At 62.6% G+C, this 25,946-nt stretch carries 23 protein-coding genes; 11 read left to right on the top strand and 12 right to left on the bottom strand.

The features are described from left to right. Positions 1 to 80 precede the first annotated feature (80 nt). The 9 genes from AYX22_RS10400 to AYX22_RS24305 all read right to left on the bottom strand — a co-directional run bounded on the left by AYX22_RS10400 (position 81) and on the right by AYX22_RS24305 (position 10,460). On the bottom strand, positions 81 to 1,505 hold the full coding sequence (locus tag AYX22_RS10400) for a glycoside hydrolase family 32 protein (RefSeq protein WP_207597547.1): 1,425 nt from the start codon (positions 1,503 to 1,505) through the stop codon (positions 81 to 83). 145 nt (positions 1,506 to 1,650) lie between these two features. Beyond that, positions 1,651 to 3,201, bottom strand: coding sequence for a glycoside hydrolase family 32 protein (locus AYX22_RS10395; RefSeq protein ID WP_207597339.1), 1,551 nt, complete (start codon positions 3,199 to 3,201; stop codon positions 1,651 to 1,653). After that, entirely contained in the window at positions 3,198 to 4,292 is a 1,095-nt protein-coding gene (locus AYX22_RS10390) for an ABC transporter ATP-binding protein (RefSeq protein WP_207597338.1), read from the bottom strand. Before AYX22_RS10390 ends, AYX22_RS10395 begins: the two co-directional genes overlap by 4 nt. Beyond that, positions 4,289 to 5,251, bottom strand: a complete 963-nt coding sequence (locus AYX22_RS10385; RefSeq protein WP_207597337.1) for an ABC transporter ATP-binding protein — start codon at positions 5,249 to 5,251, stop codon at positions 4,289 to 4,291. The genes AYX22_RS10390 and AYX22_RS10385 overlap by 4 nt, the downstream gene beginning before the upstream one ends. Continuing rightward, positions 5,248 to 6,183, bottom strand: coding sequence for an ABC transporter permease (locus AYX22_RS10380; RefSeq protein WP_207597336.1), 936 nt, complete (start codon positions 6,181 to 6,183; stop codon positions 5,248 to 5,250). The genes AYX22_RS10385 and AYX22_RS10380 overlap by 4 nt, the downstream gene beginning before the upstream one ends. Before the next feature lie 11 nt (positions 6,184 to 6,194). Beyond that, positions 6,195 to 7,172, bottom strand: coding sequence for an ABC transporter permease (locus AYX22_RS10375; RefSeq protein WP_207597335.1), 978 nt, complete (start codon positions 7,170 to 7,172; stop codon positions 6,195 to 6,197). Between the two features lie 183 nt (positions 7,173 to 7,355). After that, positions 7,356 to 9,017 carry an ABC transporter substrate-binding protein gene (locus AYX22_RS10370; protein ID WP_207597334.1) on the bottom strand — a complete coding sequence of 554 codons (1,662 nt, stop codon included), beginning with the start codon at positions 9,015 to 9,017 and terminating at the stop codon, positions 7,356 to 7,358. Positions 9,018 to 9,097: 80 nt separating this feature from the next. Continuing rightward, positions 9,098 to 10,165: a LacI family DNA-binding transcriptional regulator gene (locus tag AYX22_RS10365; protein ID WP_207597333.1), complete on the bottom strand. Its 1,068-nt coding sequence runs from the start codon at positions 10,163 to 10,165 to the stop codon at positions 9,098 to 9,100. Between the two features lie 166 nt (positions 10,166 to 10,331). Beyond that, positions 10,332 to 10,460 carry a hypothetical protein gene (locus AYX22_RS24305; RefSeq protein WP_278251952.1) on the bottom strand — a complete coding sequence of 43 codons (129 nt, stop codon included), beginning with the start codon at positions 10,458 to 10,460 and terminating at the stop codon, positions 10,332 to 10,334. A gap of 207 nt (positions 10,461 to 10,667) precedes the next feature. On the opposite strand from AYX22_RS24305, the gene AYX22_RS10360 reads away from it, so the two are divergent. Further along, complete coding sequence (locus AYX22_RS10360) at positions 10,668 to 11,696, top strand: DUF808 domain-containing protein (RefSeq protein WP_207597332.1); 1,029 nt, start codon at positions 10,668 to 10,670, stop codon at positions 11,694 to 11,696. A 6-nt stretch (positions 11,697 to 11,702) separates the two neighbouring features. On the opposite strand, the gene AYX22_RS10355 is transcribed toward AYX22_RS10360, so the two are convergent. Further along, positions 11,703 to 12,737, bottom strand: coding sequence for an AAA family ATPase (locus tag AYX22_RS10355; protein WP_207597331.1), 1,035 nt, complete (start codon positions 12,735 to 12,737; stop codon positions 11,703 to 11,705). Positions 12,738 to 12,894: 157 nt separating this feature from the next. On the opposite strand from AYX22_RS10355, the gene AYX22_RS10350 reads away from it, so the two are divergent. From AYX22_RS10350 to AYX22_RS10320, 7 genes are read left to right on the top strand one after another with little or no spacing between them, the layout of a single operon-like run. Then, the gene (locus AYX22_RS10350) at positions 12,895 to 13,941 is read left to right on the top strand and encodes a homoserine dehydrogenase (RefSeq protein ID WP_207597330.1); all 1,047 of its coding nucleotides are present in this window, start codon (positions 12,895 to 12,897) and stop codon (positions 13,939 to 13,941) included. Then, positions 13,934 to 15,349: an aldehyde dehydrogenase family protein gene (locus AYX22_RS10345; RefSeq protein WP_207597329.1), complete on the top strand. Its 1,416-nt coding sequence runs from the start codon at positions 13,934 to 13,936 to the stop codon at positions 15,347 to 15,349. Before AYX22_RS10350 ends, AYX22_RS10345 begins: the two co-directional genes overlap by 8 nt. After that, on the top strand, positions 15,346 to 16,722 hold the full coding sequence (locus tag AYX22_RS10340) for an aspartate ammonia-lyase (protein ID WP_207597328.1): 1,377 nt from the start codon (positions 15,346 to 15,348) through the stop codon (positions 16,720 to 16,722). The genes AYX22_RS10345 and AYX22_RS10340 overlap by 4 nt, the downstream gene beginning before the upstream one ends. A 58-nt stretch (positions 16,723 to 16,780) precedes the next feature. Further along, positions 16,781 to 17,473 (top strand): histidine phosphatase family protein, encoded by a 693-nt coding sequence (locus AYX22_RS10335; protein WP_207597327.1) that lies wholly within the window; start codon positions 16,781 to 16,783, stop codon positions 17,471 to 17,473. A 24-nt stretch (positions 17,474 to 17,497) separates the two neighbouring features. After that, the gene (locus AYX22_RS10330) at positions 17,498 to 18,052 is read left to right on the top strand and encodes a DUF3090 domain-containing protein (RefSeq protein WP_207597326.1); all 555 of its coding nucleotides are present in this window, start codon (positions 17,498 to 17,500) and stop codon (positions 18,050 to 18,052) included. Next, positions 18,052 to 18,819, top strand: coding sequence for an SCO1664 family protein (locus AYX22_RS10325; protein ID WP_207597325.1), 768 nt, complete (start codon positions 18,052 to 18,054; stop codon positions 18,817 to 18,819). The genes AYX22_RS10330 and AYX22_RS10325 overlap by 1 nt, the downstream gene beginning before the upstream one ends. A 57-nt stretch (positions 18,820 to 18,876) precedes the next feature. Continuing rightward, on the top strand, positions 18,877 to 19,185 hold the full coding sequence (locus tag AYX22_RS10320; protein WP_207597324.1) for a hypothetical protein: 309 nt from the start codon (positions 18,877 to 18,879) through the stop codon (positions 19,183 to 19,185). 63 nt (positions 19,186 to 19,248) lie between these two features. Here AYX22_RS10320 and AYX22_RS10315 read toward each other — a convergent pair whose 3' ends face one another. After that, positions 19,249 to 20,400: an acyl-CoA desaturase gene (locus AYX22_RS10315; protein ID WP_207597323.1), complete on the bottom strand. Its 1,152-nt coding sequence runs from the start codon at positions 20,398 to 20,400 to the stop codon at positions 19,249 to 19,251. Between the two features lie 13 nt (positions 20,401 to 20,413). After that, positions 20,414 to 21,514, bottom strand: coding sequence for a ferredoxin reductase (locus AYX22_RS10310; RefSeq protein WP_207597322.1), 1,101 nt, complete (start codon positions 21,512 to 21,514; stop codon positions 20,414 to 20,416). A gap of 430 nt (positions 21,515 to 21,944) precedes the next feature. Here AYX22_RS10310 and AYX22_RS10305 point away from each other — a divergent pair, with 430 nt between their 5' ends. From AYX22_RS10305 to mtr, 3 genes are all read left to right on the top strand, one after another. Next, a complete protein-coding gene (locus tag AYX22_RS10305; RefSeq protein ID WP_207597321.1) occupies positions 21,945 to 23,144 on the top strand; it encodes an aminotransferase class I/II-fold pyridoxal phosphate-dependent enzyme in 1,200 nt (399 codons plus the stop codon). Beyond that, complete coding sequence (locus AYX22_RS10300) at positions 23,141 to 24,133, top strand: D-glycerate dehydrogenase (RefSeq protein ID WP_207597320.1); 993 nt, start codon at positions 23,141 to 23,143, stop codon at positions 24,131 to 24,133. Before AYX22_RS10305 ends, AYX22_RS10300 begins: the two co-directional genes overlap by 4 nt. A 154-nt stretch (positions 24,134 to 24,287) precedes the next feature. After that, positions 24,288 to 25,748, top strand: a complete 1,461-nt coding sequence (gene mtr, locus AYX22_RS10295) for a mycothione reductase (RefSeq protein ID WP_207597319.1) — start codon at positions 24,288 to 24,290, stop codon at positions 25,746 to 25,748. Positions 25,749 to 25,946: the final 198 nt, after the last annotated feature.

Genomic DNA, 25,946 nt, shown 5'->3' with positions numbered 1-25,946 from the left:
GATCCCTGATGGGAAAACCACTTATTGACTTCACTCATAACTGAGTGCTCTCAGTAGTTATTCCCCCACGCCCTCCAGTGCTACGGCGTGACCTTGAGTTCCCTGATGGTCATATCCCGAAACGTCGCCGTTCCTTCGTGGGCGTTAAGACGGATGCCGTCGTCGCCTTCAAGGGGGAACACCCGGTGCGAGTGCACCACGCGCCCATCTCCAACGAACACTTCCACACTGGTTCGATCCACCAGGATCCGCAGCGTGAGGCGGCCTGTGGCAGGGTCCACCGGCGTTTGCGTTTCGCCGGCTGTCGGGTTGATCGTGGGGCGGCGATTGACGTACGTGAACGGGCCACCCAGGAAGACCCCCGCGGCCACGTGCCTGCCGCCACCGGGTGCTCGGCAGACCTCCAACCCGAGATTGGCGGGCGGCGCAGCCGGATCCCACACCAGTTCGCACGTGAGGTCGTAAGCGGTCGAGCGAATCTCCAGGTCATGGGTACCCGCAACCGCCACGTCACCCACGCGATGTGTTCGCGTTACGTGGTCACCCAGCGCAGAGGTGGGGGCGGAGGCGAGATAATAGGCGCCATTGCCACGCTTGAGCCGGATATCCCGGACGATCATGTCATCGCCGTTGTAGCCGTCAGTGGCAAGGGTTGGCGTGTTGTGGGGGTAGTCCCAGAAATTTGCCCAACCAATCGCCCGGCGGAGGGTTGGGTCCTCCACCCCCGACGCATCGTGATGCGGATATGTTACTGCGCCATAAAAGTCGAAGCCGTAATCGAGCCATTCCGGCTCAGGATGGTCTGGAGCAAAGGAGCTGCCGTCAAAAGCTCCAGTCCAGTAGGCATAGGTTGCCGGCAGTCCGCGGCCCTTGCCGTTTGCACTGGTGCCCAGCACCCAGTGCCGGGTGCCGTCGTCGGCGGTCATCCTAAAGAGGTCAGGGCACTCCAGCAGCCCCAAATCGCTGCGCAGAAACTCGCCAACCCGCGTCCAGGAGCGCAGATCCGGGGACGTGTAGAAACCCAGCTTTTGCCCCTCCGCGTTGGCCATGAACCACCGGTTGCGGTCCTCGTCCCAGATCACCTTGGGATCGCGGAAATCGTGAACCCCCGGGTTGGGCAAAACCGGAGCCTGGCCACCTGATATGAAGGACCGGCCCCTGTCTGTGGAGTACCAGAGGTACTGTGCCTGCCGGCCCTCCGGCGCCTGGGTGACGAGTGCCACCACCGTACCCGCCCCGTAACCCGCAGTATTCCGCTCATCAACCACCAGGCATCCGGACCAACAGTCGCCGTTGGAATTGCTGAACTTCGGTACCGCGACCCCGCGGTCCCTGAACGCGACGTGATCAGTGGTGGTGGCACGGCGCCATGACGTGCCGCCACCGCCGTTGATGTAGTCAGCGTTATACAAGTAGTAGTAGTGGTACTCCCCATCGAGGTAGATGGGTCGCTGGGGATCGTTCTTCCAGTTGTCAGGCACGCTGAAGTGATAGACCGGGCGCATCCGCGATGATCCTTTCGAGGCTGGGCCACCCGCCGCCATGGCGGGCTCTGCAGGGGTGGACAGCGCCAGGGACCCGCCCAGCGCAACCGCGCCGGCGCCCGTCAGTAATCCACGGCGGGTAACCGGTGATGACATTTCCACGGGTTCACCGTCCTTTCGGGATGAGGTTGCGGGCGCTGTCAAAGATCCCGGCCATCGTCCAGGCATCAAAGGAGAGGAGCCGCACCGACCCTTCAGTGGCTGTCAGCGTCACGCGCTCGCCGCCCAGGGTCGGGTAGACGCGGGCCGTGAGCGGCTTGCCGTTGGCGAAAATTTCGACGGCGGACCGGTCCACCAACACGCGCAGGCGCACCCGGCCGTCCGTCATCGGCAGGGGCCCGGATTTGTCTTCCGCATCGATGGTGGGGTCGAGGCTGCTGCGCGTACGGTCCAGGCGAAGGGTGCCGCCGGGGGTCCCATCAGCGGCCCGGTCCAGCACGATCACTGTCTCCTCGGCCCCGTCCGACGACGCCAGCACTCCGAGCCGGACCTCTGCCCCGGGTGCAAGTTGCACATCCAGTTCAAGGTCCAGCTGGTTACCGGACACGCCGGTCTCCACGGACGTACCCGCCCCCACCATCACGTGGCCGGGGACGCTGAAGAGGCTTCTGCGCAGCTTCTCTACTTCGGGAACCGGTGCGAACTCCAGGGTTCCGTCGTGCGCCAACGTGGCGACGCGCGGCAAGCTCATGACGCCCGACCAGCCCGCTTCCACCATGGCGGCATCGCTTCGCCCTTCCTGCATCCAGCCGAACATGACACGCCGGCCGGACTCATCCTGGAACGATTGCGGTGCATAGAAGAACCGCCCTCCGAAGTCCAATCGGTGCAGCGTATCCGGCTCGAACGTATCGCCGCCGTAGCGGCCGGTCCAATACAGCGGGTGGCGGGTTTCGCCGTCGTCCCACGCGGAGAAGACCAGCACATCCGGCGAGCCGTCAGCGGGCGCAGACCCCAACGATCCTTGCCCTGCCCGGAAGAGGTCAACGCATTCCCACATCGTCCCGGTCCAATCAGTGTCGGCGGGATCGCCCTGCAAGGCATCCCCGATCATCAGCGGGCCCAGGTAGTCCCAAGACCGCAGGTCCGAAGACTCATAGAGGAACGCCGTGCCGCCGAGGTGTCGAATTCCTGAACCCACCAGCTGGCGCCATGTGCTTCCCTCGCGCCATACGCAATGATCGCGGTAGGCCGTGATGTCAACGCCGTCAGGTGGGGCACCGATAACAGGGTTCCCGGGGTCCTTGGTCCAGCTCAGCAGGTCAGGGGTTCCTACAGCGACGCACGGCAACTCCGTGCCCTCTGCGCGGCCCGAATACACCAAGGTGGGCGTGCCGCCGTCGTTAACCAACACCCCGGACCAGCAGCCCTCGGCGTCAGGTCCCTCGGAGGGTTCCAAAGCAACAGGCTGGTCAATCCAGGTGACCAGGTCGGTGCTGGTGGCGTGGCCCCAATGGATGCGGTGGTGGAAAGCGCCCTCGGGGTTGTACTGATAGAAGAGGTGGTAGGTGCCGTCCCAGTGACTGACACCGTTGGGGTCGTTGAGCCAACCGGCCGGTGAGACAAAGTGGAAGCGCGGCCTCAGGGGATCGGCTTCGGCGCGGGCCACCAACTCATCCTGCGGAATGGTGGCGAGCGGATGGGTCAGTTCAGTCATGCGGAAGCCTCTTCTTGAGCGTTCGACGCCGGGTGGCCGGGATGGAGTGGTTCACTCGCCAGGGCATGGCCGCCGGCAGCGGCCCATGGGCGGTACAGGTGGCAGCGGACCCAGTGACGGTTTTCGGGGTCCCCCACCTGATGACGGACGGGTGCTTTGTCCGAGCACGCCTGGTCCGGGTCGCCGCCGAAAGCGCAGTGTGTGGAAGCCATGACCGCCTGCCGCAATTCGGCTCTACGGACGGGATCATACGAGCCTGCCCGGGCGGGATCCGGGACAGCCGACACCAGGAGTTGCGTGTACGGATGCGCGGGGTTGGCCAACAGGTCCAGGGACTCCCCTTCCTCCACCAGTTCACCGGCGAACATGACCGCGGTCCGGTCCGCCAGGTACCGGGCGGAGGCGAGGTCGTGGGTGATGTAGAGCATGGAGATGCCTTGCTGGTCACGGAGCTTGCGCATGAGGTTCAGAACGCCGATCCGTACGGAAACGTCCAGCATGGAGGTAGGCTCATCGGCCAGGATGACCTGCGGTTCAACGGCGAGCGCCCTGGCTATCGCAACGCGTTGGCGCTGACCGCCGGAGAGCTCGTGCGGATACGAGTTCAGCATGTCGGCCTCCAGGCCAACAGTGGTCATGAGCTCCTCAAGCCGCCGCTGGGTCTCCTCCTGGGAACCACCATTCTTCCCGTGGATCGCCAGGGAGCGCCGCAGGAAATGCTCGATCCTGTGCGCCGGGTTCAAGGAGCCAAAAGGATCCTGGAACACCATCTGCAGCTGGGACCGAAACCCCCGCGACGCCTGGAAACGATCCCGCTTCAGAACATCGACGCCGTCAATGAGAATCTCCCCGGAGCTCGGCTTTTCCAGACGGGCGACACAGCGGGCCAGGGTGCTCTTCCCGGAACCGGACTCCCCCACGAGGGCCACGATTTCGCCTTGGTGGATGGTCAGATCAACCCCATGCAGAGCGCGGACGGACCCGCGGGAGAACAAGCCGCCCATCGGGAAGGTCTTTCCCAAGCCTCGAATCTCAAGGGCTGGGGTGCCGGTCGTGGACACGGCCGATGGGCTCATCAGGGAGTGGCTCATCGTGCGGCTCCTTCCAGGTTTGCTGAATCAACCACCGGGGCGTCGCCACCGAACGGAGCCACAAAATGGCCGGGTGTCACCTCGGCGAGGTCCGGGATGTTACGGAACTTCACACCGTCGGGCAATCCCGTCAGCGGAACGCGTGGACCGGTGAGCGGCGGGAATGCGCCCATCAGCGCCTGGGTGTACGGATGGCGGGGGGTGGCGTAGACGTCCTGGGCTTTGGCGGTTTCCACGATCCGGCCTCCGTACATCACGGCCATCCGGTGCGAGAGTTCCACCATCAGGGACATGTCGTGCGTAATGAAAAGGACGGAAAAGCCGAGTTCGCGCTGAAGTTCCTTGATCTGGGCCATGATTTCCTGCTGCACCACCACGTCCAGCGCGGTGGTGGGTTCGTCGAGGATCAACAGTGATGGCTTGAGCGCAACGGCCATGGCAATAACGGCACGTTGACGCATACCGCCGGAGAGCTGGTGCGGATAGGACTTCAGCCGTGCGGGATCGATCCTTACAAGTTCCAGCAACTCACCGGCACGCCTCATCGACTCTTTACGGGAGTAACCGGCATGGGTGGTGAAGATGTCCACGATCTGTTCTCCGATGGTCAGCACCGGGTTGAGCGAGTTCATGGCTGACTGGAACACCATTGCAACGTCCTGCCACCGAAAGCGCCGCAGCTCTTCCGGGCTCATGGCCAGGACGTCCTTGCCGCCAAAGGAGATGCTTCCGCCTGCGATCTTTGCGGGATCCTTCAGGAGCCTCATGATGGAGTTGGCAATGGTGGACTTCCCACAGCCGGACTCCCCCGCAAGGCCGAATACCTCACCGGTGCCGATGCTGAAGGAAACGCGGTCGACGGCGGTGGTGGAGCGGGTGTCACCGATGTACTTGACGGTGAGGTCCTTGACGTCAAGGACCGGTTGGCGGGAGCCGAAAGAAACTTGGGAGATGGTCATTTGGCGGCGCTCCTTTCGGTGTTCGTGGGTGTTGTTTTAGGCGTTTTGATCTTCCGAAGCCGCGGATTGGTGACCTCGTCCACGGCGTAGTTGATGAGGGCGAGGGCGAAAGCCACCAGCGCGATGCACACGCCGGAGGGGACAAAGACCCACCAGCTTCCGGTGAGCAGTGCACCTTCGTTGCCGGCCCAGAAGAGGTTGTTGCCCCAGGAGACAGTGCTGACATCGCCCAGGCCCAGGAACTCCAGGCCTGCTTGGGCGCCGATACCGTAGATGACGCAAGCCAGGAGCGTACCCATGACGATCGAGGCCATGTTGGGCAGGATCTCGCGGAACATGATCCGGCCGGCCCGTTCGCCGGACACCACGGCTGCAGCCACAAAATCCTTGGAACGGATGGACAACGCCTGCGATCTCAGCACGCGGGCGGAACCGGCCCATCCGGTCACCACGAGTACCAGGATTACGGTCCCCAGTCCCGGCGGTAGGAACGCGGCCAGGATGACCAACAGCGGCAGGCCGGGCAGCAGCAGGAAGACATTGGTGACCAGGGACAGTGCTTCGTCAATGAATTTGCCGAAGTACGCCGAGGCAAGGCCCACCAGGATACCGATGAAAGTGGATGCCACGCCCACTGTCAGGCCCACGAACAGTGAGCTCCGCGAACCATGGACGGTCAGCGCGAGGACATCCTGTCCCTTGGCCGTAGTTCCCAGCCAGTGCTCGGCTGAAGGTTCCAGTGAAGCCATGGCCGTGATCCGCGACGGATCGCCGGGAAACAGGATCGGTGCCAGTAAGGCCAAGGCGATGAAGATGATCATCACGGCCATGCCCGTCAGGGCTTTCTTGTTGGTGAGCAGGCCGTGGACGAAGCTGCGGTTCGGCTTGCGGACCGGCGTTGGAGTTGGCTGCTTCAGAAGTGCGGTTGTCATGATCGGTCCCTCTAGTTGCTGCGCACGCGCGGGTCGAGGCGGACGTAGAGGATGTCCACCAGGAAGTTGGCAAGCAGAACAGCGGCGGTGATGGTCAGGAACAGGCCCTGCATGAGCGGATAGTCGAGGCCTTGGACAGCGTTGAGGAGCTGGTAGCCGACGCCGGGATAGGCGAACACCACCTCTGTGAGCAGGGCGCCGCCCACCACGAATCCCAGTCCCATGCCGAAGCTCGTGACGGAGGGAAGCATGGCATTGCGTGCTGCGTAGCGGAGCATGATGCGGCCCGGACGGAGTCCCTTGGCTTCGGCCATGGTGATGTAGTCCTCGGAATTGGTGGCAATCATGGTGTTCCGCATGCCGAGCATCCAGCCGCCGATGGACACCAACACAATGGTCAGCGCCGGCAGCACAAGGTGCGCACCGACGTCGCCGATGAATTCCCAAGTAAACGCCGGCTCCAAACCGTCCGTGAACGCGTGGCGGATCGGGAACCAACCCAGCACCACGCCAAACAGGTAGAGAGCGCCCATGGCGAGCCAGAAGTACGGGAAGGAGCCGATGAACACCAGCACCGGCGGAAGCGCGGAGTCGATCGCTCCGCCGCGCCGCCAGGCGGCCAGGATGCCCAGCAGGTTTCCTACGACGGCGGCAATGACCAGTGCGGTACCGCCCAGCAAGAGTGTCCAACCGATCTGGGACGAAATGACCTCGGTCACCGGGGTGGGGAAACGGGAGATGGAAACACCCATCTGCCCGGTGAAGATGTTGTGCAGGTAATCGATGTATTGAGCCCAGAGGGGCCGGTCGTCAACACCCAGCAGCTTGCGCAGGGCCTCGATCTGTTCAGGCTGCATCCGGTCTTGGGAACGGGCGAACATGCGGGAGACGGGGTCCCCGGGCATGAACCGCGGAAGCAGGAAATTCAGGGTGATGGACGCCCAGAAGGCGATCAGGTAGAAACCCAGGCGGCGCAGGATGAAGCGCACGGTTTCCCTCCATTCGGGAAGTGCGGAAAGTATGGGAGGCACGCCCGGCGGAGTCGGCTGGGTCAGCGGCGTAGAACCGCCGGGCGTGCGCTGTGAGGCCCGACTGGGCCTCAAGCGGTGGGTGGGCCCACGCCGCCCGGGTTCCCTGGCCGAAGCGCAGCGAGGTTAGGGCGGCGGTGGGGACTACTTGCGCGGTTCCAGCGTGGTCAGGACCAGCACCGTGGTAGGCGACCGGACCGAGAGAGTGGCGTATGGGTTGGCCTCGGTGGGCCAGCCGGTGAAGCGGGTGTCGTTGAAGGCACCCCATTCAGGGCCGGAGAACAGCGGCACCAGCGGCGCGACGTCGTTGTACTGTTCCTGCAGTTTGTTGGCGATGTCCTTCTGCTTGGACAGATCGGCCTCCGCTGCGAAGTCGGCGAGCAAGGCGTCCGCCGTGGTGTCGCCGAACCGGTGGTAGTTGTCGAACGTCTTGGTGCCCACGGGCTTCACGGTGCTTGTGCCCATGGAAGTGTTGAAGTACTTGTACGGGCTGGGGTCGTTGGCGCTCCAGACAATGCCGGAGTCGAAGTCGCCGGTCTCGTAGCCGGCAACCACAGCGGCCCAGTCCGGGGACTCCACCTTGGTGGTGACGCCGACTTCTGCAAGGTTCTGCGAGATGACGTTGGCCACGGACAGCCAGTCGGACGAAGTAGCACCCACGGAGATCTTGAATTCGAAAGGCTTGCCGTCCTTCAGCGTGCGCTTTCCGTCAGCTCCCTTGGGGTAGCCGGCTTTGTCCAGCAGCTCGTTGGCCTTCTGGACATCGTGGTTGGTCCACGTGCAGTTGTCCTTGACCTGGGTATTCTTCCAGGTCTCGTAGTTGCCGGACAGCCCGGTGCAGTCGGCCGGCTTGGCGTAGCCGCTCATGCCGATTTTAGTGACTTGCCCGCGGTCAACTGCCATGCTCAGTGCTTTGCGGACATCAACATCGTTGAACGGTGCTTTGGTGGTGTTGAGCTGCCAGTTGATCATGGCACCCGTAGCCGGGAACCAGTACTGACGGTGTTCCTTGTCCTTGGAGACGAAGGTCTTTTCGATGTTGGGGATGTACTGGGGAGCCCAGTCCACGTCGCCGTTCGCTGCGGCGAGGTTGGCGCCGTCGTTTCCTGCGAAGGCGAGCATCTTGATACCGGCGATCTTCTGCTTTTCCGGCTGCCAGTAGTTGGGGTTCTTTTTCAGCACGAAGGACTGTGCCTGGAAACTGTCAACCTCGGTGTATGGTCCGGTGCCCACGGGCTTGGCGTTGGCATCCTTTTCCGGGTCCGGCACAGCGGACCAGATGTGCTTGGGCAGGATGGTGATGTGGCCGACGTCGTAAAGGGCCGGGGACCACGGCTTGTTGAAGGTGAAAGTGACCTTGTTGCCTTCGGCGATGACGGTGTCCAAGTACTCGAAGCCGCCCTTGATCTTCTTCTGAAGTTCGAACGTATAGGCAACGTCGTCTGCAACGAAAGGCTGCCCGTCGGACCATTTCACACCATCACGGAGGGTGAACGTGACGGACTTGCCATCCTCGGCGGCCTTCCACTCGGTGGCGAGCCACGGCACCGTGTCACCCTTGGCGGGGTTGAAGATGAGGAGGGATTCGTAGATGGATTGCTGAACCACCGTGGGGGCGAAGGGATTGAAGTTCTGCACGAACGTGCCCATGTCTTCACGCGGGATGGTGAGGAACGCGCCGGCGTTCGCGCCGGCGTCGGACGTGTTGGTCTTGGCAACGTTCGCGGTGCAACCGGTGAGAAGCATAGCGCCTATTGCAAGGCTCGCCGCCGTCATCCGGGCAGCCCTGAATCGGGGTTGTGTCATGATGGTTATCTCTTTCCTATCTTCATCGTCCAAGGTGAAGGGGTGGGTTAGGGGTTTGCTCTTCGAGGTTGATTTCGCGGTCAGACCGAAGAGCGTTCTAGCAGCGGACAGTCGACCAATTGCTGGTCGGCAAGGATCGGCTGTCCTGCTGTAAGAGCGGCAAGCGTTTGGACACCCAAGGCGCCCATTTTTTCGAATGGCAACGCAACCGTGGTCAGTTTTGGCCTGAGGTAGGCCGCAATGAGTTCCTGGTTGTCGAAGCCGATCACGGCGATGTCCCCGGGGATGGTCAGTCCCCGTTCCTTGATGGCGTCATAAGCGCCCATCGCCATGCGGTCATTGAGGCAAAACAGGGCGGTTGGCCTGTCCTTCGGTGGATAGCGGTCCAGAATCCGGCATGCGGCGTCGTAACCGCCGTCCGCCGTTGCGTATCCGGACACCACCAAGTCCGGGTCAAGCTCCAGTCCGGCAGCGGAAAGTGCTTCGCGTGCACCTTCCAACCGGCCTACTGCGGCAGGGATAACCGGGTCAAGGTTTATGATTCCGATCCGCGAGTGGCCGGCTTGGAGCAAACGTTCGACGGCGACTCTGCCTCCCCCACGTTCGTCCGGGACGATCGAGGGCAGTTTTCCATCAGCGTCGTAGCAGTTGATCAGGACGGTGGGTACTTCGTTGGCGCTCTCTGGAACCCGGACGCCCCGGTGGAAGGTGGCTGCGTAGAGAAGCCCTTCCACTCGTTGCTCCAACAGTTTTTCGATGGCAGCATCCTCCAGGCCCTGGTTGGGTCCTACGGCATCGGCCTGGTCGGATGGCGCGATGAGCAGGAACCGGCGGTCAAGCCAGGCTTGGTCTTGCGCGCCTTTGATGATGTCGACGGCGAAGGGTGCCGTGACGATCTCCGTCACGATTCCGTACCAGTCACTGCGCTGTGATGCCAGCGCACGGGCGCCGGCATTGGGGCGGTAGCCCAATTCCTGCACGGCGTCATTGATCCGGGTGCGGGTTTCCTCTGAGATGCTGGCATTTTCGCGGTTGCTCAGCACAAAGGAAACAGCCGTCCGGGAAACACCGGCATGTTTGGCGACGTCTTTCATGGTGACTCCGCGCTGCCGGACGGCCGCAGTGCCGGGGGTGGTGCTTTTCGCCATCGAATGCTCCGGTGTTCGGTGTTCTGAGTCGTGAACCAGACCTTCCTTGTCTGGTTCGCTTGCCTGGTAACGCGTCATGGTAACGCGCGTTACTAAGCGAGCATGTGACTTAGGTTACCCGCGTTACTTCGAGTCTGTCAACACTCCTTTGAGCGCCTCCGACCAACTAACTTTCGTCAGGTTCTTCCTTGCTTGTTTCCTTTTCGTCGTGCCGGGAGGCGTCGTGGACCTTTCTCGGCATTTTGCCCTCAAGGTCAGCAGGTACGGGAGGATCCTTCTCTTCATCAGTAGACATGAAGCCAGCATAGGTGGATCACGCCGGCGATGCCTGGCAGGCAAAACCCGCGCATAGGTATATTTCAGGTGGCAATGTCCGGGCTAAGGCGCGTCACGGCCATCCCCGGTTTTACCAGCCAACGTATAATCCGAGCATGCCCTTCATGCTCCTTGTACCAGTTATCCACGCCCAGCCTTCCGGCCTTGACCAGCACGGAGCAGCCCTGTGAGCGGCGGTCTCGTCGCCCTGTTGGATGACATTGCTGCCCTGGCCCGCATCGCGGCCGCCTCGGTGGACGACATCGCAGCGGGAGCCGCCAAGGCTGGGGCCAAAGCTGCCGGCGTAGTGATCGACGACGCCGCCGTAACGCCGCAGTACGTGTCCGGGGCTGACCCATCCCGCGAACTGCCCATGATCAAAAAGATCTTCTGGGGCTCGCTGCGCAACAAACTGGTGATCATCCTGCCGGCGCTGCTGCTCGTCAGCGCCTTCATCCCGGGAATCATTCCGTTCATCCTCATGCTGGGCGGTTCCTACCTCTGCTACGAGGGCGCCGAAAAGGTCTGGCACAAGCTCCGCGGCCATGCTGATGATGCCGAGAAGGCACCAGCTGTCCAACGCGGCCCTGAGGCCGAAGCCAAGGTGACCAAGGGAGCCATCACCACCGACTTCATCCTGTCCTGCGAAATCATGGTGATCGCCATGAACGAGGTTGCCACCGAGTCTCTCTGGGCCCGGGCGTTCATCCTCGTCGTCGTAGCGATCGCCATTACGGTCATCGTCTATGGTGCGGTAGGACTGATCGTCAAGATGGATGACATCGGCCTGCACCTGACCACCAAGGACTCCGCGGGCTCACAGCGCTTCGGCCGGCTTCTCGTCAAGGGAATGCCCGCCGTGTTGGCCGCGATCACCCTCATCGGGACCATCGCCATGCTCTGGGTTGGCGGCCACATCATGTTGCAGGGGGCACACGACCTCGGCTGGCACGGCCCGTACGACCTTGTTCATGTCCTTGAGACACCCTTTGCCGGAATCCCCGTTGTGGGTGGCTTCCTCGCATGGCTGGTCAACACGCTGTGCTCAGCCATTCTCGGCGCCATCTGGGGCCTGGTGATCATGGTCATCCTGCACCCGCTTCTCAAAGTGCTGCCGTTCGGCAAGAAAAAGGACGCACACAAAGAAGGCGATGTCCGTGCTGCGATCTCCGGTCACCGGCCCGGAAGCGATCATAGCCAGAAGGATAAGGCCTGATTCAGGTCAGGCAAGCCAGCGCCACCAGCGTGAGGGCTCCGGTTCCGGGATGGCTTCCGGCTGCGGCTCCTGGCCCAGAGCCAGAGCGGCCCCGACGATGTCATCCTCGGTGAGCGTGATGACCGCTTCACGATCAAGTGCGTCGAGGCCGGGTTCTTCGTCGCGCGTCAGCCGCAGCGCCTGGCGATTCAGTGACTGCTCAAACAAGGTGCGGGCGAAGCGGGCGTTCCCTGAGTCTTCTCCTGCGTGAAGCCCGGCGAGGATGCGGCGCAACATCTGACCCGCGCCTGGCTCCAGCGTGTACTCATGTTGGGCCAGCATCTGCTGGAATATCGTCTCCAGTTCGTCTACTGAGTAATCGGGGAAGGTGATCTCGCGGGCGAACCGTGACCGCAGCCCGGGGTTGGAGAGCAAGAAAGACTCCATGAGCCGCGGGTAACCGGCCACGATCACCACCAAGCGGTGGCGGTGGTCCTCCATCCGCTTGAGCAGGACCTCGATCGCCTCGGGGCCGAAATCCATCCGGCCGTCCTCCGGGGCCAGCGCGTAGGCCTCATCGATGAACAGGACGCCGTCCAACGCCCGCCGGATTACCCGGTCCGTCTTGATGGCAGTTGCCCCAACGTACTGACCCACCAGGCCGGAACGGTCCACCTCGACCAGGTGTCCTTTCTGGAGCAAGCCCACCGCACGGTACATTTCGGCCAAGAGGCGCGCCACTGTGGTCTTGCCCGTGCCCGGGTTTCCGAGAAATACAAGATGCTGGGATGTGGCCACCTCCGGCAGTCCGTGGGCTTTGCGACGGGCCTGGACCTGGAGCAATGCCACCAAGGCCCTGACCTGTTCCTTTACGGTCTCCAGCCCGACCAGCGCATCGAGCTCGGCCTGCACTTCGGACAGCGGCCGGGCGGGGCCGGGCCGCGCACCGATGAAATCGCCCACCAGGTCGTCAACGCGTTCCGACCCTGGCAGCTTGAGCTGATTGGCCAGATGGCCAATCGTTTCCCTCAGCTCATCGAGCGGATTGCGGCTTGCAGCCATACATCCACTGTAGTCCTCGCGATATGAAGCGGCCACGGATCAAACTGCCCGCATTTGGGCGTTTCGGCATCTTCGGCGGGCGATTCGCCCATAAGTAACTGACACGCCTGGGACGGAGGCTTAGAGGACAGCATCACCGCCCTACCAAGGAGATCCCGTGACTACTTATAACCTGGCCTTGATCGGTTTCGGAGGCGTTAACCGCGCCCTGGCAGAACTGATCCGCGACGAGCCCCAGCGCTTCGCTTCCCTGGGCTTCGAGCTTCGCGTCGTAGCCATCACCGACCTCGCCTTTGGCTCCCTTGTTCAGGGCGACGGCATCGACCTTGCAGCTGTTCTGGCCATGCCCCGCGGATCTTCGTTTGACGGGCTCCCTGGCGGAAGCTCCGACCCCCGCAATGAGGAAGTCATCAAGAACTGCCCTGCCGACGTCGTTGTCGAGGCCACCTTCACCAGCCCGATCGACGGCGAACCAGCAGTTTCGCACGTGAGGTGGGCTATCGAGTCGGGCAAGCACGTGGTGACCACCAACAAGGGACCGGTGGCGTTGCAGGGCACGTCACTGTCCGAACTCGCCGCAAACAACGGCGTCCGTTTTGAGTATGAAGGCGCCGTCATGAGCGGCACGCCCGTGATCCGCCTGGCACACAAAATGCTCGGCGGCCTGGAACTGAACGCAGTGCAGGGAATCCTGAATGGAACCAGCAACTACGTCCTGGGCCGGATGGAAGCCGGCCTGCGGCTGGACGAGGCCATCGCCGAAGCCCAGGACTTTGGATACGCCGAAGCTGACCCAACCGCTGACATCGGCGGATCCGACGTCCGGCTCAAGGTCGCTATTTTGGCCAACGAACTTCTCGGCGCGAACATCCATCCCCGTGATGTTCACACCACAGGGATTCAGGACATCACCAGCGATGACGTCGCCCAGGCCTCGGCAAACGGCCTCCGCTGGAAGCTCGTCGGTGAAGCCCGCCGTGAGAGCGATGGCCGTATCACTGCTTCTGTCCAGCCCCTCGCCCTTACGGCTGACCACCCCCTGGCCGGGATTTCCGACGCCACCAATGCTGTCTCCTTCACCACCGACTTGCTTGGGGCCGTCACGGTTTCCGGGCCTGGAGCCGGCCGCGTCGAGACCGCTTACGCGCTCATTTCCGACATCATCGCCGTCAACGAATTCGTTAAAGGAGCCGTCCGTGCCTGAAACAGCGATCGCCGAAACCAACTCTCCGGTGGCAACCAACGACCTGGTGGTGCGCAATAAGTTTGACGGTTCCGTTCTGGCAGCTTTGCCCCAGTGCAGCGAGTCAGACGTCCGCGTGGAACTGATCCGCACTGCTTCCGCGGCTCCGGCAGCGGCTGCCATGCCGCGCCACGAACGCGGCCGGATTTTGGATACCGCAGCGGATCTTCTTCAGGAGCGGTCGGAGACGGCAGCCGAGCTGATCGTTGCCGAAGCCGGAAAGACCATCAGGCAGGCCCGCAAAGAAGTCTCCCGCGCAGTGAACACCCTCAAGCTGTCCGCAGCGGAAACGCGCCGCAACGTCGGCGAAGTCGTCCCGTTCGACTCCTTTGCCGGTTCGGAGAACCGGCAGGGCTGGTTCACCCGTGAACCGCTGGGACTTATCGCCGCGATCACGCCGTACAACGACGCTTTGAACCTGGTGGCGCACAAGCTCGGGCCGGCGATCGCAGGTGGCAATACCGTCATCCTCAAGCCCTCCCAGCTGACTCCCCTGACGGCCATCCTCCTGGTGGATCTTCTCCGTGAGGCCGGGCTGCCCGCGGAGTTCGTCACCGTCGTTCTCGGCGACCGCACGATCGCTCAAACGATCATTTCCTCCAAGCTGGTCCGCATGGTCTCCTTCACGGGCGGCTTCGCAACCGGCCGGGCGATCGCGGCAAACGCCGGCCTCAAGCGCTTGTCCATGGAGCTTGGCGGCAATGCACCGGTCATCGTCTTCGACGACGCCAACCTTCCCGCCGCCGTCGAAGCCAGTGTCTCCGGCTCCTTCTGGGCCGCGGGACAGAATTGCATCGGCGCCCAGCGCATCCTTGTCCATCGATCAATCTTTGACGCCTTCCTGGATGACTTTGTCGCCCAAACCGCGGCACTGAAGACCGGTGACCCGCGCAACGAACACACCGACGTCGGGCCCATGATCAGCAACGCCTCCGCCGCCGAAGCCAAACGCAAGATCGACGAAGCCGTAGCCGCCGGAGCCCGGCTGCTGACGGGCGGAACCCTGACCGGTCCGGTCCTTACACCCGCTGTTCTCACTGCGGTCCCCCGCAGCTGCGAGGCATGGAGCGAGGAACTCTTCGCCCCGGTCGTCCTGGTTGAACCGTTCGACACCGCCGAGGAAGCCATCGAACTGGCCAACGACAGCGAATACGCCCTGCAGGCCGGCGTCTTCACCAAAGATCTGGGACGCGCCCTGGCCACCGCCAAAGCGATCGACGCAGGCGGCGTAATGATCAACGATTCCTCTGACTACCGCCATGACGCCATGCCGTTCGGCGGTTCCAAGTACGGCAGCATGGGCCGTGAAGGCGTCCACTTCGCCTACGAGGAAATGACCCAACCCAAAGTCATCGCGATCACCTCATGACCACAGGACCAAGAATCGAGCACGACAGCCTGGGTTCCTTGGCTGTCCCGAAATCTGCCTTGTGGGGAATCCACACCGAGCGGGCCATCCTCAACTTCCCCATCAGCGGCATCCACCTGGGAACCCACCGGCACTTCATCCGCGCCCTCGCATATGTGAAGAAGGCTGCGGCGCTGACAAACGCCGAGCTCGGCCTGATACCGGCACCCATCGGGGAGGCCATTGTTGCTGCGTGTGACACTGTGGCTTCCGGCGATGTTGACCACGCTTTTCCAGTGGACGTCATCCAGGGCGGTGCCGGAACATCAACCAACATGAACGCCAACGAGGTCATCGCCAACCTCGCGCTGGAGGCCTTGGGTCACCCCCGCGGCTCCTATGACGTCGTGGACCCCATCGGGCACGTCAACAAGTGCCAGTCCACCAATGACGTCTACCCCACGGCGGTGCGCCTGGCTCTGGTTTTCGCCCTGGAGGATCTGCTGGAACGCCTGGGCCTCCTTTCCGCAGCGTTCGCCGAACGGGGCCAGGCCTTCACAGCCATCCCGAAGGTCGGCCGCACGCAATTGCAGGACGCCGTGCCGATGACCCTCGGCCAGGAGTTCACCGCTTTCTCCGTGACACTTGACGAAGACCAACGCCGTCTGCGCGAAGCGGCTGCGCTGTTGTTCGAGTGCAGCCTGGGGGCCACAGCGATCGGAACCGGCATAACGGCCGATCCTCTGTACGTTGAGCGCGTCATCGACAAGCTCTCAGCCGTGAGCGGAGTGCAACTGGTCCGCGCCCACGATTTCGTCGAAGCAACCTGGGACACCGGCGCGTTCATGACATTCTCGGGCGCGCTCAAGCGCACTGCAATCAAGCTCTCCAAGATCTGCAGTGACTTGCGGCTGCTCTCCAGCGGACCCCAAACAGGGCTCGCCGAAATCCTGTTGCCCCCGCGCCAAGCGGGCTCCTCGATCATGCCCGGCAAGGTCAACCCGGTGATTCCGGAGGTCGTCAACCAGGTTGCGTTCTTCGTTGCCGGGGCCGACCTCACTGTCACCATGGCTGCCGACAACGGACAGCTACAACTGAACGCCTTTGAACCGGTCATCGCCCACTCCCTGCTGCAATCAATGAACTGGCTGACCAACAGCACGGATGTTCTGCGGGACCTATGCGTCGAGGGCATCGAAGCGAACGAAGCATTGCTGCGGTCCAGGGCACGGGCCTCCACAGCACAAGCCACGGCACTGCTCCCTGTGCTGGGATACGCCGTTGCGGCCGACATCGCCCACAAGGCGCTCGTGTCCGGACAGAGCGTCGTCGACGTCGCTGTCGCTGAAGGTCTCATGCTGCCAGAACAGGTTGAGGCCCTGATGATGGCCTGAGACCGGGAGAAACGATTCGCGGATCACGCCGGGACGTGCGGGATACTAGGCTGAGTGGATGGCGACAGTTATTCTCGTGCGGCACGGCCGCACCACAGCCAATGCAACTGGACTGCTGGCCGGCCGGACCGCGGGCGTGAGCCTGGACCAGGTAGGGCGCGAACAGGCGGCATTGACGGCAGACCGGCTCGCAGCAGTGCCGATAGTCGGGGTAGTGTCGAGTCCTCTCGAGCGCTGCCGGCAGACCGCCCGGGTCATTCTCGACCGCCAGGCCGGCACGCCGTATGCACCAGTCGAAATCGATATCACCGAATGCGATTACGGCCAGTGGCAGGGCCGCATGCTCAGTGATCTCGCAACTGAGGATTTGTGGCCGGTGGTGCAAACACAGCCATCCGCCGTCGTGTTTCCCGGCGGTGAATCCATGGCCGCGATGCAGGCCAGGTCCGTGGCAGCCATCAGACGCCACGATGCAGCCTTCGAAGCCGAGCATGGGCCGGGAGCAACCTGGGTGGCGGTGAGTCACGGTGACATCATCAAGTCGATCCTTGCCGACGCGCTCGGCATGCACCTTGACCTGTTCCAGCGTATTAACGTGGGCCCCGCCTCCGTATCGATCGTGCGCTACGGCACTGACAGGCCCAGTGTCTACGCGACCAACACCGATGCGGGTGATCTGTCATGGCTGTCGAACGGCATCCATTCCGGCGATGCGCCGGTGGGCGGCGGTGCAGGACAGAACGCGCCGTGAACCTTATGTGCCTAAAATACAAGCATGCCTACAAGTGTTCACGAGTTTGCCTGGCCTGATCGGGTTGTAGTTGGGACCATTGGCCTTCCAGGGTCGCGGACGTTCTACCTGCAAGTGCGTGCAGGGAAGCAGATCGTGAGTATTGCCTTGGAGAAGCAGCAGTCGGCCCAGCTCGCAGAAAAGATCGACGAGATCCTTGACCAGCTCATCACTGTTCAGGGGAATCCGTTCAGCGTACCGACCAGTACTCCCATCGAGCTTGTCGACAACGATCCCCTTGAGGCGGTTGACGAGCAGTTCCGCGCTGGAGCCATGAGTTTGGGTTGGGATCCCACCACAGCCCAAGTGGTGATTGAGGCCTACCCCATCGCCGACGTCGATGCTGATGACAACGACGAGCCGCACGTTGGGGACGACGCAGTCGAAGCGGAAATGCTGCTGGTGCGCATGCCGGTAGGCACCGCCCGCGCATTCGCCAAGCGCACCCGTGAAATCGTCGGAGCCGGGCGCCCGACGTGCCCGCTCTGTGGATACCCCATAGACGCCGACGGGCACAGTTGCACCCTTCCCGAGGCGTGATGCCGGCGCCGGACTTGGCGACCGCCGAGCTGACGCTCACTGGCCGCATCACGACGGCTTCAAATTCGACATTCCTGGGCGCCATCGGGGACGTAAAAGTCGTTTATAAGCCGATGGCAGGCGAAAGTCCGCTCTGGGATTTCCCCGATGGCAAACTTGCTCACCGGGAGGTGGCCGCGTACCTGGTATCGCAGGTATTCGGCGGGGACATCGTGCCATGCACCTGGCTGCGCGATGGCCCGTTGGGCGAAGGAATGGTCCAACTGTGGCAAGAGCGAGACCCTGCCCAGCGCGCCGTCAATCTGGTTGCAACGGACCACGCGCCGGAAACGGGATGGAAGCAAGTTCTCGAAGGACAGGATGAGAAGGGACGGATGGTCACCCTCATTCACGAAGACTCGCCAGCGCTCAGACGCATGGCAGTCTTCGACATGATCGTCAACAACGCCGACCGTAAAGGCGACCACATTCTGGCCATGGCGGACGGACACCGACACGGCGTGGACCATGGACTGACCTTCCACCATGACCATAAGTTGCGCACGGTGCTGTGGGGATGGCTGGGCGACCCGTTGGCCGCCGGGGAACTCGAAGGCATCGATCGTGTCGCAGAGGGTTTGAACGGCGGGCTGGGTCAAAACCTGGCGGACTTGCTGAGCGCCGAAGAAATCGCATCGCTCGCCACACGCTGCGAGCGACTGCGCCTGCTTGGACGGTTCCCGGCTCCGAGCGGTGACATGCCGGCGGTGCCCTGGCCTCTGTTCTAGGATAATTCCGGCTAAGGGATTCCCAGCGAAACCAGCCCACCTTCTACTCCACGAGAAATGAATATGGAACTTTTTGACGCCCACACCGTTGTGATTTCTGCCGTGCTCCTGGTGCACATCACTGGGGTGATGATCGTGGCCGCCTCAGTTGCCGGCCTGGTGATCTCCCTCTTCGTCGTTGTCCTCGCCGTGCACTCCATCCGGACCACGTGGGAACTGACCCAAAACATGCGAAGCGAGGGACGCTTCAGCGGCACCATCAGTAAGGTGTTCTCTTCTGTGAAGTCAGGAGCCCTGACAGCACGTCCCCTGATAGCCGACGCACGACAGAGAATAAGCCGGCTGTCACCATTCAAGCCCGAGTAGAAACCGGTTCACCAAGACCGTGGGACCGGGATCGCGGCGCGGACGGGCGCTCATCCGGCAGGGTTAGGGCACAGCGAGCTTGAAGACCTTGGCCCAGGCAGAGCCGACCTGCTTAAGCAGCGGCCCTGTGGTGTACTTCAAGCCGTAGCGCTGGCATATGTCACGGACCTTGGGCGCAATCTCGGCGTACCGGTTGGACGGCAGGTCAGGGAAGAGATGGTGCTCAATCTGGTGCGACAGATTCCCCGTCATGAGGTGCATGAACGGTGACCCGGAGATGTTGGCGGATCCGATCATCTGACGGACATACCAGTCGCCGCGGGTTTCGCCTTCCACCATTTCCTCGGTGAACGTATCCGTTCCTTCCGGGAAGTGGCCGCAGAAGATGACGGCGTGTGCCCACACGTTGCGGATGGCGTTGGCAGTGAGGGTGCCATAGAGGGCTTGTTTCCCGGAGCCCGTCAGCATGGCCAAGGCTGGGGTGGCCGCATAGTCCTTGGCGAATTGCTTGAGCGCCTTCCGCCCCAGCGCTTTGAGGTCCTTGTTCATGGCCTCCTTGGATTTCAGGCCTTCCTTGTACTCAGGGATCTCCAAGTCGTAGAGGGCTATGCCCCATTCAAATACGGGCGCAAGCAAAGCGTTGTAAAGGGGGTTGCCCAGGTTGAAGGGCTTCCACTCCTGGTCAGGGTCCATGCGCAGAAGGTTGTAGCCGACGTCGCGGTCCTTGCCAACCACGTTGGTCCAACGGTGGTGGAGGTCGTTGTGCGTGTGCTGCCACGATCGCGACGGGGTAACGAAGTCCCACTCCCAGGTGGTGGAGTGGATGTCCGGGTCACGCATCCAGTCCCACTGGCCGTGGAGGATGTTGTGGCCAAGTTCCATGTTCTCCAGGATTTTTGCCAGGCTGAGAAGTGTGGTGCCGGTGAACCAGGCAGCCTTGTTCTTGCCTATCAGCAGTGCGGCACGACCTGAGATTTCCAACCCACGTTGGATCTTGATCATCCGCCTGATGTAGGCAGCGTCGCTGGAGCCACGCTTGGCAAGAATTTCGTCGCGGATTGCATCAAGCTCACGGCCCAGTTTGGCTACTTGCTCGTCGCTCAAATGTGCGGCCGCCGGCGGCCGCACCGTGGGCCTTCCCTCATCGGCAAGGGCACCGGGCCGGGTCTTGGATCCGACGGCGGTGACGGAGCCTTTGGCTGAGACTACTGACATGCGGTTGTACTCCTCAGATTTCCAGATTGACAGGCCCGGCGGCTGCCGAGACACAGGTTTGGATAAGTTCCCCAGGTGCCCCATGGATCTCACCGGTGCGCAGATCGCGGACCCTCCCGGCGAGCAAGGGAGTCAGACAGCTGTGACAAATACCCATGCGGCAGCCGCTGGGCATCAGGACCCCTGCGTCCTCGCCGACGTCGAGGAGAGGGACACCGCCGTCGGCCTTGACCTCCCGGTCGGAAGTTTCGAACGTGACCACGCCGCCTTCGCTGCCGTCCCCTCCCAGGAGCTCGGTGCTGAAGCGCTCAATAGTGAGCGAGCCCTGCCCCGTTCCACCGTTTGCTGTCTTCCCTGATGTGCCGGCAGGAGTCAACGCTGCCTGGTTCCACATAGCTTCGGCGTCATCCAGGAAAGACCCCGGGCCGCACGCGTATGCGGCCCTGTCGCGCCAGTCCGGGCACACTTCTTCGAGAGCGGCCGCAGACGTGAAGTTCATGCGGCCACGTCCACTGGTGTGCCACTGCACCACGCGGAAGTTGGGAAATTGATCGGCAAGTTCGTCCAGTTCCTCGCGGAAGATACTGTCGCCTTCTTCACGGGAGGAGTGGATCAGGACAACGTCAGCGTCAGGGCGGCTTGGGACAAGCGTCCGGATCATTGACATGACGGGTGTGATGCCACTTCCCGCAGTGAGCATGAGCAGCGAACGGGGATGCTCGGGGAGGACAAAATCGCCCTGGGGCGGCGCCAGGAAAAGGACGTCACCCACCTTGGTCTTGCGGACCAAGGTTCCGGATACGGATCCTACGTCAGTGACCGTGATGGCCGGACCTTTGCCAGCCGGCGCACTCAGCGAATAGGAGCGCCATTGGCGGACCCCGTTGATTTCGACGCCTATCCTCGCCCACTGCCCGGCGAGGTGGGCATGCCAGCCTCGGCCGGGCCGGAAGAAAATGGTGGCTGATTGAGGTGTTTCGCGGACTACCTCGGTGACGACTCCACGCAATTGACGGGACGAATAGACCGGATTGAACAACGCCAGGACATCCTCAGGCGCAAGTGGGGTGGTCAAAACCGAGGCGATGCGGGCCAGGGGACGAAAGCTGACCATGAACTACTCCTCGCAACGACGGAGACCGAAGACCTCAGCAACATGTGCCGGGATATCCGAACCAGCAAATATCATAAGTATACTTATAAATCTCATCCCTTGAAACACAGGGAAAGCCCCTCAGGAGGGGCTTTCAACGGGAATGGGGCGATACGTGGATCGGTCAGCGGTGATGCGCCCCTCCCCTCCGGGCTTTTGCGCCCATGCCGGTTTCAGTAGCTAGACCGTAATACGCCCAGCGGATGGGATGCAAACCCGCAACCAATAAAGACCGCCAGCGCGGTAGTCCACGTATCCGGATCCAGATTTTTGGCTCATCGGCGACGCCGCTCGAACGCGAGCATCCTTGAGCGGAGCGCTCCGCCTTTGATATATTAGTTAAGTATTAGATGTCTACGACAGACTTTTGACTCAACGAGGAGTAAACGGCATGCAGCAACTCGCGCATCGGCTCGAACGGCTCGGCACTGAAACCGCCTTTAGCGTGGCCCAAGCCGCGGCATCCTGGAAGGCAAAGGGAAATCTGGTTTACCCTTTCCATCTCGGCGACATCAACATCCCGACCGCCCCACATATCGTCGAAGCCATGACCAAGGCAATCGCTGACGGCTACACCGGGTATTGCCCCGGCCCGGGCATCCCACAGCTCCGCGAAGCCCTTGCCGAAGACCTTGGCTCACGCCGCGGAGTGACCTTCTCTGCAGAGAACGTAGTAGTAATGACGGGCGGCAAACCGGTCATCACGAAGTTCCTGCAGGCCGTGATGAACCCCGGACAGGAAGTGCTCTACCCGAACCCGGGATTCCCCATCTACGAGTCGCAGATCGAATACCTCGGAGGAAAGGCAGTACCGTACCGCTACCTCCCCACGAGCCAGGGTTTCTCGATCGACCTCGATCAGGTTCGGGCCTCGATCACTCCGAACACCACCGCAATCATCTACAACGACCTGCAGAACCCCATCTCCGCCGAGTCGACTGCTGCCGAACGTGAAGCCATCGCCAAGATCGCGCAGGAGCACGATCTCTGGGTTCTCTCCGATGAGGCCTATTTTGAGACCCGCTACGAGGGGGTCTCGAGCTCGATTGCCTCGATTCCTGGCATGGCTGAACGTACTGTCATTCTGTACACCTTCAGCAAGAAGTTCGCCATGACCGGCTCACGGCTGGGCTGCGCAGTCGCACCACTTGAGATCGCAAAAGTCCTCAGCACGCTCAACACCAACGACGAATCCTGTACCACCCACTACGTGCAGTGGGCTGGCATCGAAGCACTCCGCGGCACCCAGGAACCGGTCCAACAGATGCTCGACATCCTGCGTGAGCGCCGGGATGCTGCCTGCGAGCTCGTGAACTCCGTCCCCGGGATGCACGTCGCGGTACCTCAATCGACGTTCTACCTGTTCCCCGACGTTACCGACGTCATGGAGAAAATGGGGTACACAGCAGTGGGCGACTTCGCCAGCGACGCACTCTACAAAACCGGAGTCTCCTTCTGCACACGTGAGCACTTTGGGCGACGCCAACCCGGCGAGGAGCGGCAGTACATCCGGCTCGCCTACTCAGGCATCGACGTCGCTGACATCCGCGACGGCCTTGGCCGCCTGCGCGACTGGATCGCAACGGCATGAGCCGGGTCCTCGTCACGGGACGCATTCCCGATGCTGCCATTGAAAAGCTCCGCGCCGAGCACGACGTCGATGCCTGGACGGGGCCTGAATCCATCAGCCGCGAAGAGCTGTTGCGGCGGGTAGCCGGTACAGACGCGATCGTGTCCCTGCTGACCGAGCGCGTTGATTCCGAACTGCTCGACGCCGCAGGCCCGCAGCTCAAAGTCGTAGCGAACGTCGCCGTCGGATACGACAACATCGATGTGCCCGCCTGCACCGCGCGCGGAGTCGTCGCCACGAACACGCCCGGTGTGCTCACCGACGCTACGGCGGACATCGCGTTCGGCCTCATCCTGATGGCTACCCGCCGGCTCGGTGAGGGCGAACGGCTTATCCGGTCGGGCGAGTCATGGAAGTGGGGCATGTTCTTCCTGCTGGGGTCCAGCCTGCAGGGAAAGACACTCGGCGTCGTGGGGATGGGCGGCATCGGCCAGGCAACCGCGCGTCGGGCCAAGGCCTTCGGCATGGAGATCGTGTACCAGTCCCGCAGCGAAATCGATCCCACGGTCGCCGCCGAGTTGGATGCACGACGCGTCGATCTCAACGAGCTGCTGGCCGTTTCCGACGTCGTCTCACTGCACTGCCCCTACGGTCCCGCCACTCACCACTTGATCGGGGCCGGGCAACTCGCAGAAATGAAGAGCTCGGCATACCTTGTCAACACCGCCCGCGGACCCATTGTCGATGAAGACGCACTGGCATCCGCGCTCCGGGAGGGTGCAATCGCGGGAGCTGGGCTCGACGTTTACGAGCAGGAGCCCCGCGTCCATCCCGGCCTGCTGGAACTGGACAATGTTGCGCTCCTGCCGCACCTTGGCTCGGCGACGGTGGAGACGCGCACCGCCATGGCCATGCTCGCCGCCGACAACGCCCTCGCAGTGCTGAGCGGGGAACAGCCCCCAGCACCAATCGCTGAGGGCGTCAGGGGTGCACAACGAGCAGAACGTTGACTCCGCTGCGCCATGATCAGGCGACCCGGTAAGTATTCAGGGGGGTGTCCGTGCTTCGCGGGCGCTCCCCTGCCTTGCCGTGCGGCCCGTGTAATGGGTCCCGACAGGTTGTGTTCAGTAGGGTTGGGAAGACCCCAGAGTGAGGACCACCTGCATGCACACCACTTCCAGCAAGGCCGCCGTGGATCGGCATTACGACCTGATCATCATCGGCACGGGCTCCGGGAACTCCATTCCCGGACCCGGGTTCGAAGACCGGTCGATCGCGATCATCGAGGAAGCGACGTTCGGCGGCACCTGCCTGAACGCTGGCTGCATCCCCTCAAAAATGTACGTCCACACCGCCGACACCGCGCTGCAGACCGCCAGGTCCGCACGGCTGGGCCTCCACGCCGAGGTCAACTCCGTAGACTGGCCTGGCATAGTGGGCCGGATCTTCGAGAACCGCGTCGACCCCATTGCCGCCGCCGGTGAGGAATACCGGCGCGGACCACAGACTCCGAACATCGATGTCTACGACCAGCACGCTGTCTTCATCGGAGAACGCACCTTGCAAACAGGTCAAGGCAACCAGCAGAAAACCATCTCGGGTGACCAGGTTGTCATCGCCGCGGGCTCCCGCCCCTTCATCCCCGAGGCCATCGCCGCTTCGGGCGTGCGGTACCACACCAATGAAGACATCATGCGGCTCCCTCATCTACCCAAATCATTGGTGGTCATCGGCGGCGGCTACATCGCCATGGAGTTCGCCCACGTCTTCGACGCCCTCGGCACGGACGTCACAATCATCGCCCGCTCCACACTCCTGCGGAACCTCGACGAGGACCTGCACGACCCGTTTAACGACCTCGCCGCCGAACGCTTCGACGTCCGGTCCGGCCGGACCATCATCGGCGCCGACCAGACAAGTCAAGGTATAACCGTCAGGCTCGACGACGGCACCTCCGCCACCGGGGAGGTACTGCTGGTAGCGACCGGGCGCATCCCCAACGGGGACCTGCTGGACCTGCCCTCCGGCAGGATCGAGACGATAGGCGCCGGACGCATCAAGGTCGATGACTACGGCCGGTCAACCTCCGCCGCGGGAGTTTGGGCCCTCGGCGACGTTTCATCGCCCTACATGCTCAAACACGTCGCCAACGCCGAGATGCGCGCGGTGCGGCACAACCTGCTCAACCCGGAATGCCTGCAGAGAATGCCCCACGACCACGTCCCCGCCGCCACCTTCACCCACCCCCAGATCGCCACCGTCGGGATGACCGAATCCCAAGCCCGCGAACACGGCCACAACGTGACAACCAAAGTCCAAAGCTACGGGGACGTCGCCTACGGTTGGGCCCTGGAAGACACCACCGGCATCTGCAAACTCATCGCCGACAAAGACACCGGCAAACTCCTCGGCGCCCACTACATGGGCCCCCAAGCATCAACCCTGATCCAGCAGATGATCACCGTCCTGGCCTTCGACCTCGATGTACGCACGTTCGCTGCCAACCAATACTGGATTCACCCCGCACTACCCGAGGTCACCGAAAACGCCCTGCTCGGTCTCACCTTCAACCAACCGGACCGCACCAACACCGTCTTCCGCGCACGCCCCGGCGTGGACCACTGAGGATGCGGGCTGACGCGTTGATCGGCAAGGTGAACAACGCGCCCTAACGGGTGTGCGTGGTCCTCTTCCTTGGGGGACTGCACAGACGTAGGCTGTGGATCGGAGAGCCGGGAAGCCTGGTCGGCCCGCTGGGTGAAATGCCCGCGGAACGGCTCCGGCGTCCGTCTGGGTCGTTGGACCGAAGACAGGATCTCCGCA

It is taken from the genome of Arthrobacter sp. D5-1 (genome assembly GCF_017357425.1).
Taxonomy (GTDB): Bacteria; Actinomycetota; Actinomycetes; order Actinomycetales; family Micrococcaceae; genus Arthrobacter.
This window is presented reverse-complemented; position numbering and strand designations above follow the sequence as displayed.

What these genes read in the sequence shown, in the direction of transcription:
- AYX22_RS10400 (WP_207597547.1), bottom strand. Translation starts at nt 1,505, where the DNA reads ATGCGCCCGGTCTATCACTTCAGCGTGCCTGACAACTGGAAGAACGAT.
- AYX22_RS10395 (WP_207597339.1), bottom strand. Translation starts at nt 3,201, where the DNA reads ATGACTGAACTGACCCATCCGCTCGCCACCATTCCGCAGGATGAGTTG.
- AYX22_RS10390 (WP_207597338.1), bottom strand. Translation starts at nt 4,292, where the DNA reads ATGAGCCACTCCCTGATGAGCCCATCGGCCGTGTCCACGACCGGCACC.
- AYX22_RS10385 (WP_207597337.1), bottom strand. Translation starts at nt 5,251, where the DNA reads ATGACCATCTCCCAAGTTTCTTTCGGCTCCCGCCAACCGGTCCTTGAC.
- AYX22_RS10380 (WP_207597336.1), bottom strand. Translation starts at nt 6,183, where the DNA reads ATGACAACCGCACTTCTGAAGCAGCCAACTCCAACGCCGGTCCGCAAG.
- AYX22_RS10370 (WP_207597334.1), bottom strand. Translation starts at nt 9,017, where the DNA reads ATGACACAACCCCGATTCAGGGCTGCCCGGATGACGGCGGCGAGCCTT.
- AYX22_RS10365 (WP_207597333.1), bottom strand. Translation starts at nt 10,165, where the DNA reads ATGGCGAAAAGCACCACCCCCGGCACTGCGGCCGTCCGGCAGCGCGGA.
- AYX22_RS24305 (WP_278251952.1), bottom strand. Translation starts at nt 10,460, where the DNA reads ATGTCTACTGATGAAGAGAAGGATCCTCCCGTACCTGCTGACCTTGAG.
- AYX22_RS10355 (WP_207597331.1), bottom strand. Translation starts at nt 12,737, where the DNA reads ATGGCTGCAAGCCGCAATCCGCTCGATGAGCTGAGGGAAACGATTGGC.
- AYX22_RS10340 (WP_207597328.1), top strand. Translation starts at nt 15,346, where the DNA reads ATGACCACAGGACCAAGAATCGAGCACGACAGCCTGGGTTCCTTGGCT.
- AYX22_RS10335 (WP_207597327.1), top strand. Translation starts at nt 16,781, where the DNA reads ATGGCGACAGTTATTCTCGTGCGGCACGGCCGCACCACAGCCAATGCA.
- AYX22_RS10330 (WP_207597326.1), top strand. Translation starts at nt 17,498, where the DNA reads ATGCCTACAAGTGTTCACGAGTTTGCCTGGCCTGATCGGGTTGTAGTT.
- AYX22_RS10325 (WP_207597325.1), top strand. Translation starts at nt 18,052, where the DNA reads ATGCCGGCGCCGGACTTGGCGACCGCCGAGCTGACGCTCACTGGCCGC.
- AYX22_RS10320 (WP_207597324.1), top strand. Translation starts at nt 18,877, where the DNA reads ATGAATATGGAACTTTTTGACGCCCACACCGTTGTGATTTCTGCCGTG.
- AYX22_RS10315 (WP_207597323.1), bottom strand. Translation starts at nt 20,400, where the DNA reads ATGTCAGTAGTCTCAGCCAAAGGCTCCGTCACCGCCGTCGGATCCAAG.
- AYX22_RS10310 (WP_207597322.1), bottom strand. Translation starts at nt 21,514, where the DNA reads ATGGTCAGCTTTCGTCCCCTGGCCCGCATCGCCTCGGTTTTGACCACC.
- AYX22_RS10305 (WP_207597321.1), top strand. Translation starts at nt 21,945, where the DNA reads ATGCAGCAACTCGCGCATCGGCTCGAACGGCTCGGCACTGAAACCGCC.
- AYX22_RS10300 (WP_207597320.1), top strand. Translation starts at nt 23,141, where the DNA reads ATGAGCCGGGTCCTCGTCACGGGACGCATTCCCGATGCTGCCATTGAA.
- mtr (WP_207597319.1), top strand. Translation starts at nt 24,288, where the DNA reads ATGCACACCACTTCCAGCAAGGCCGCCGTGGATCGGCATTACGACCTG.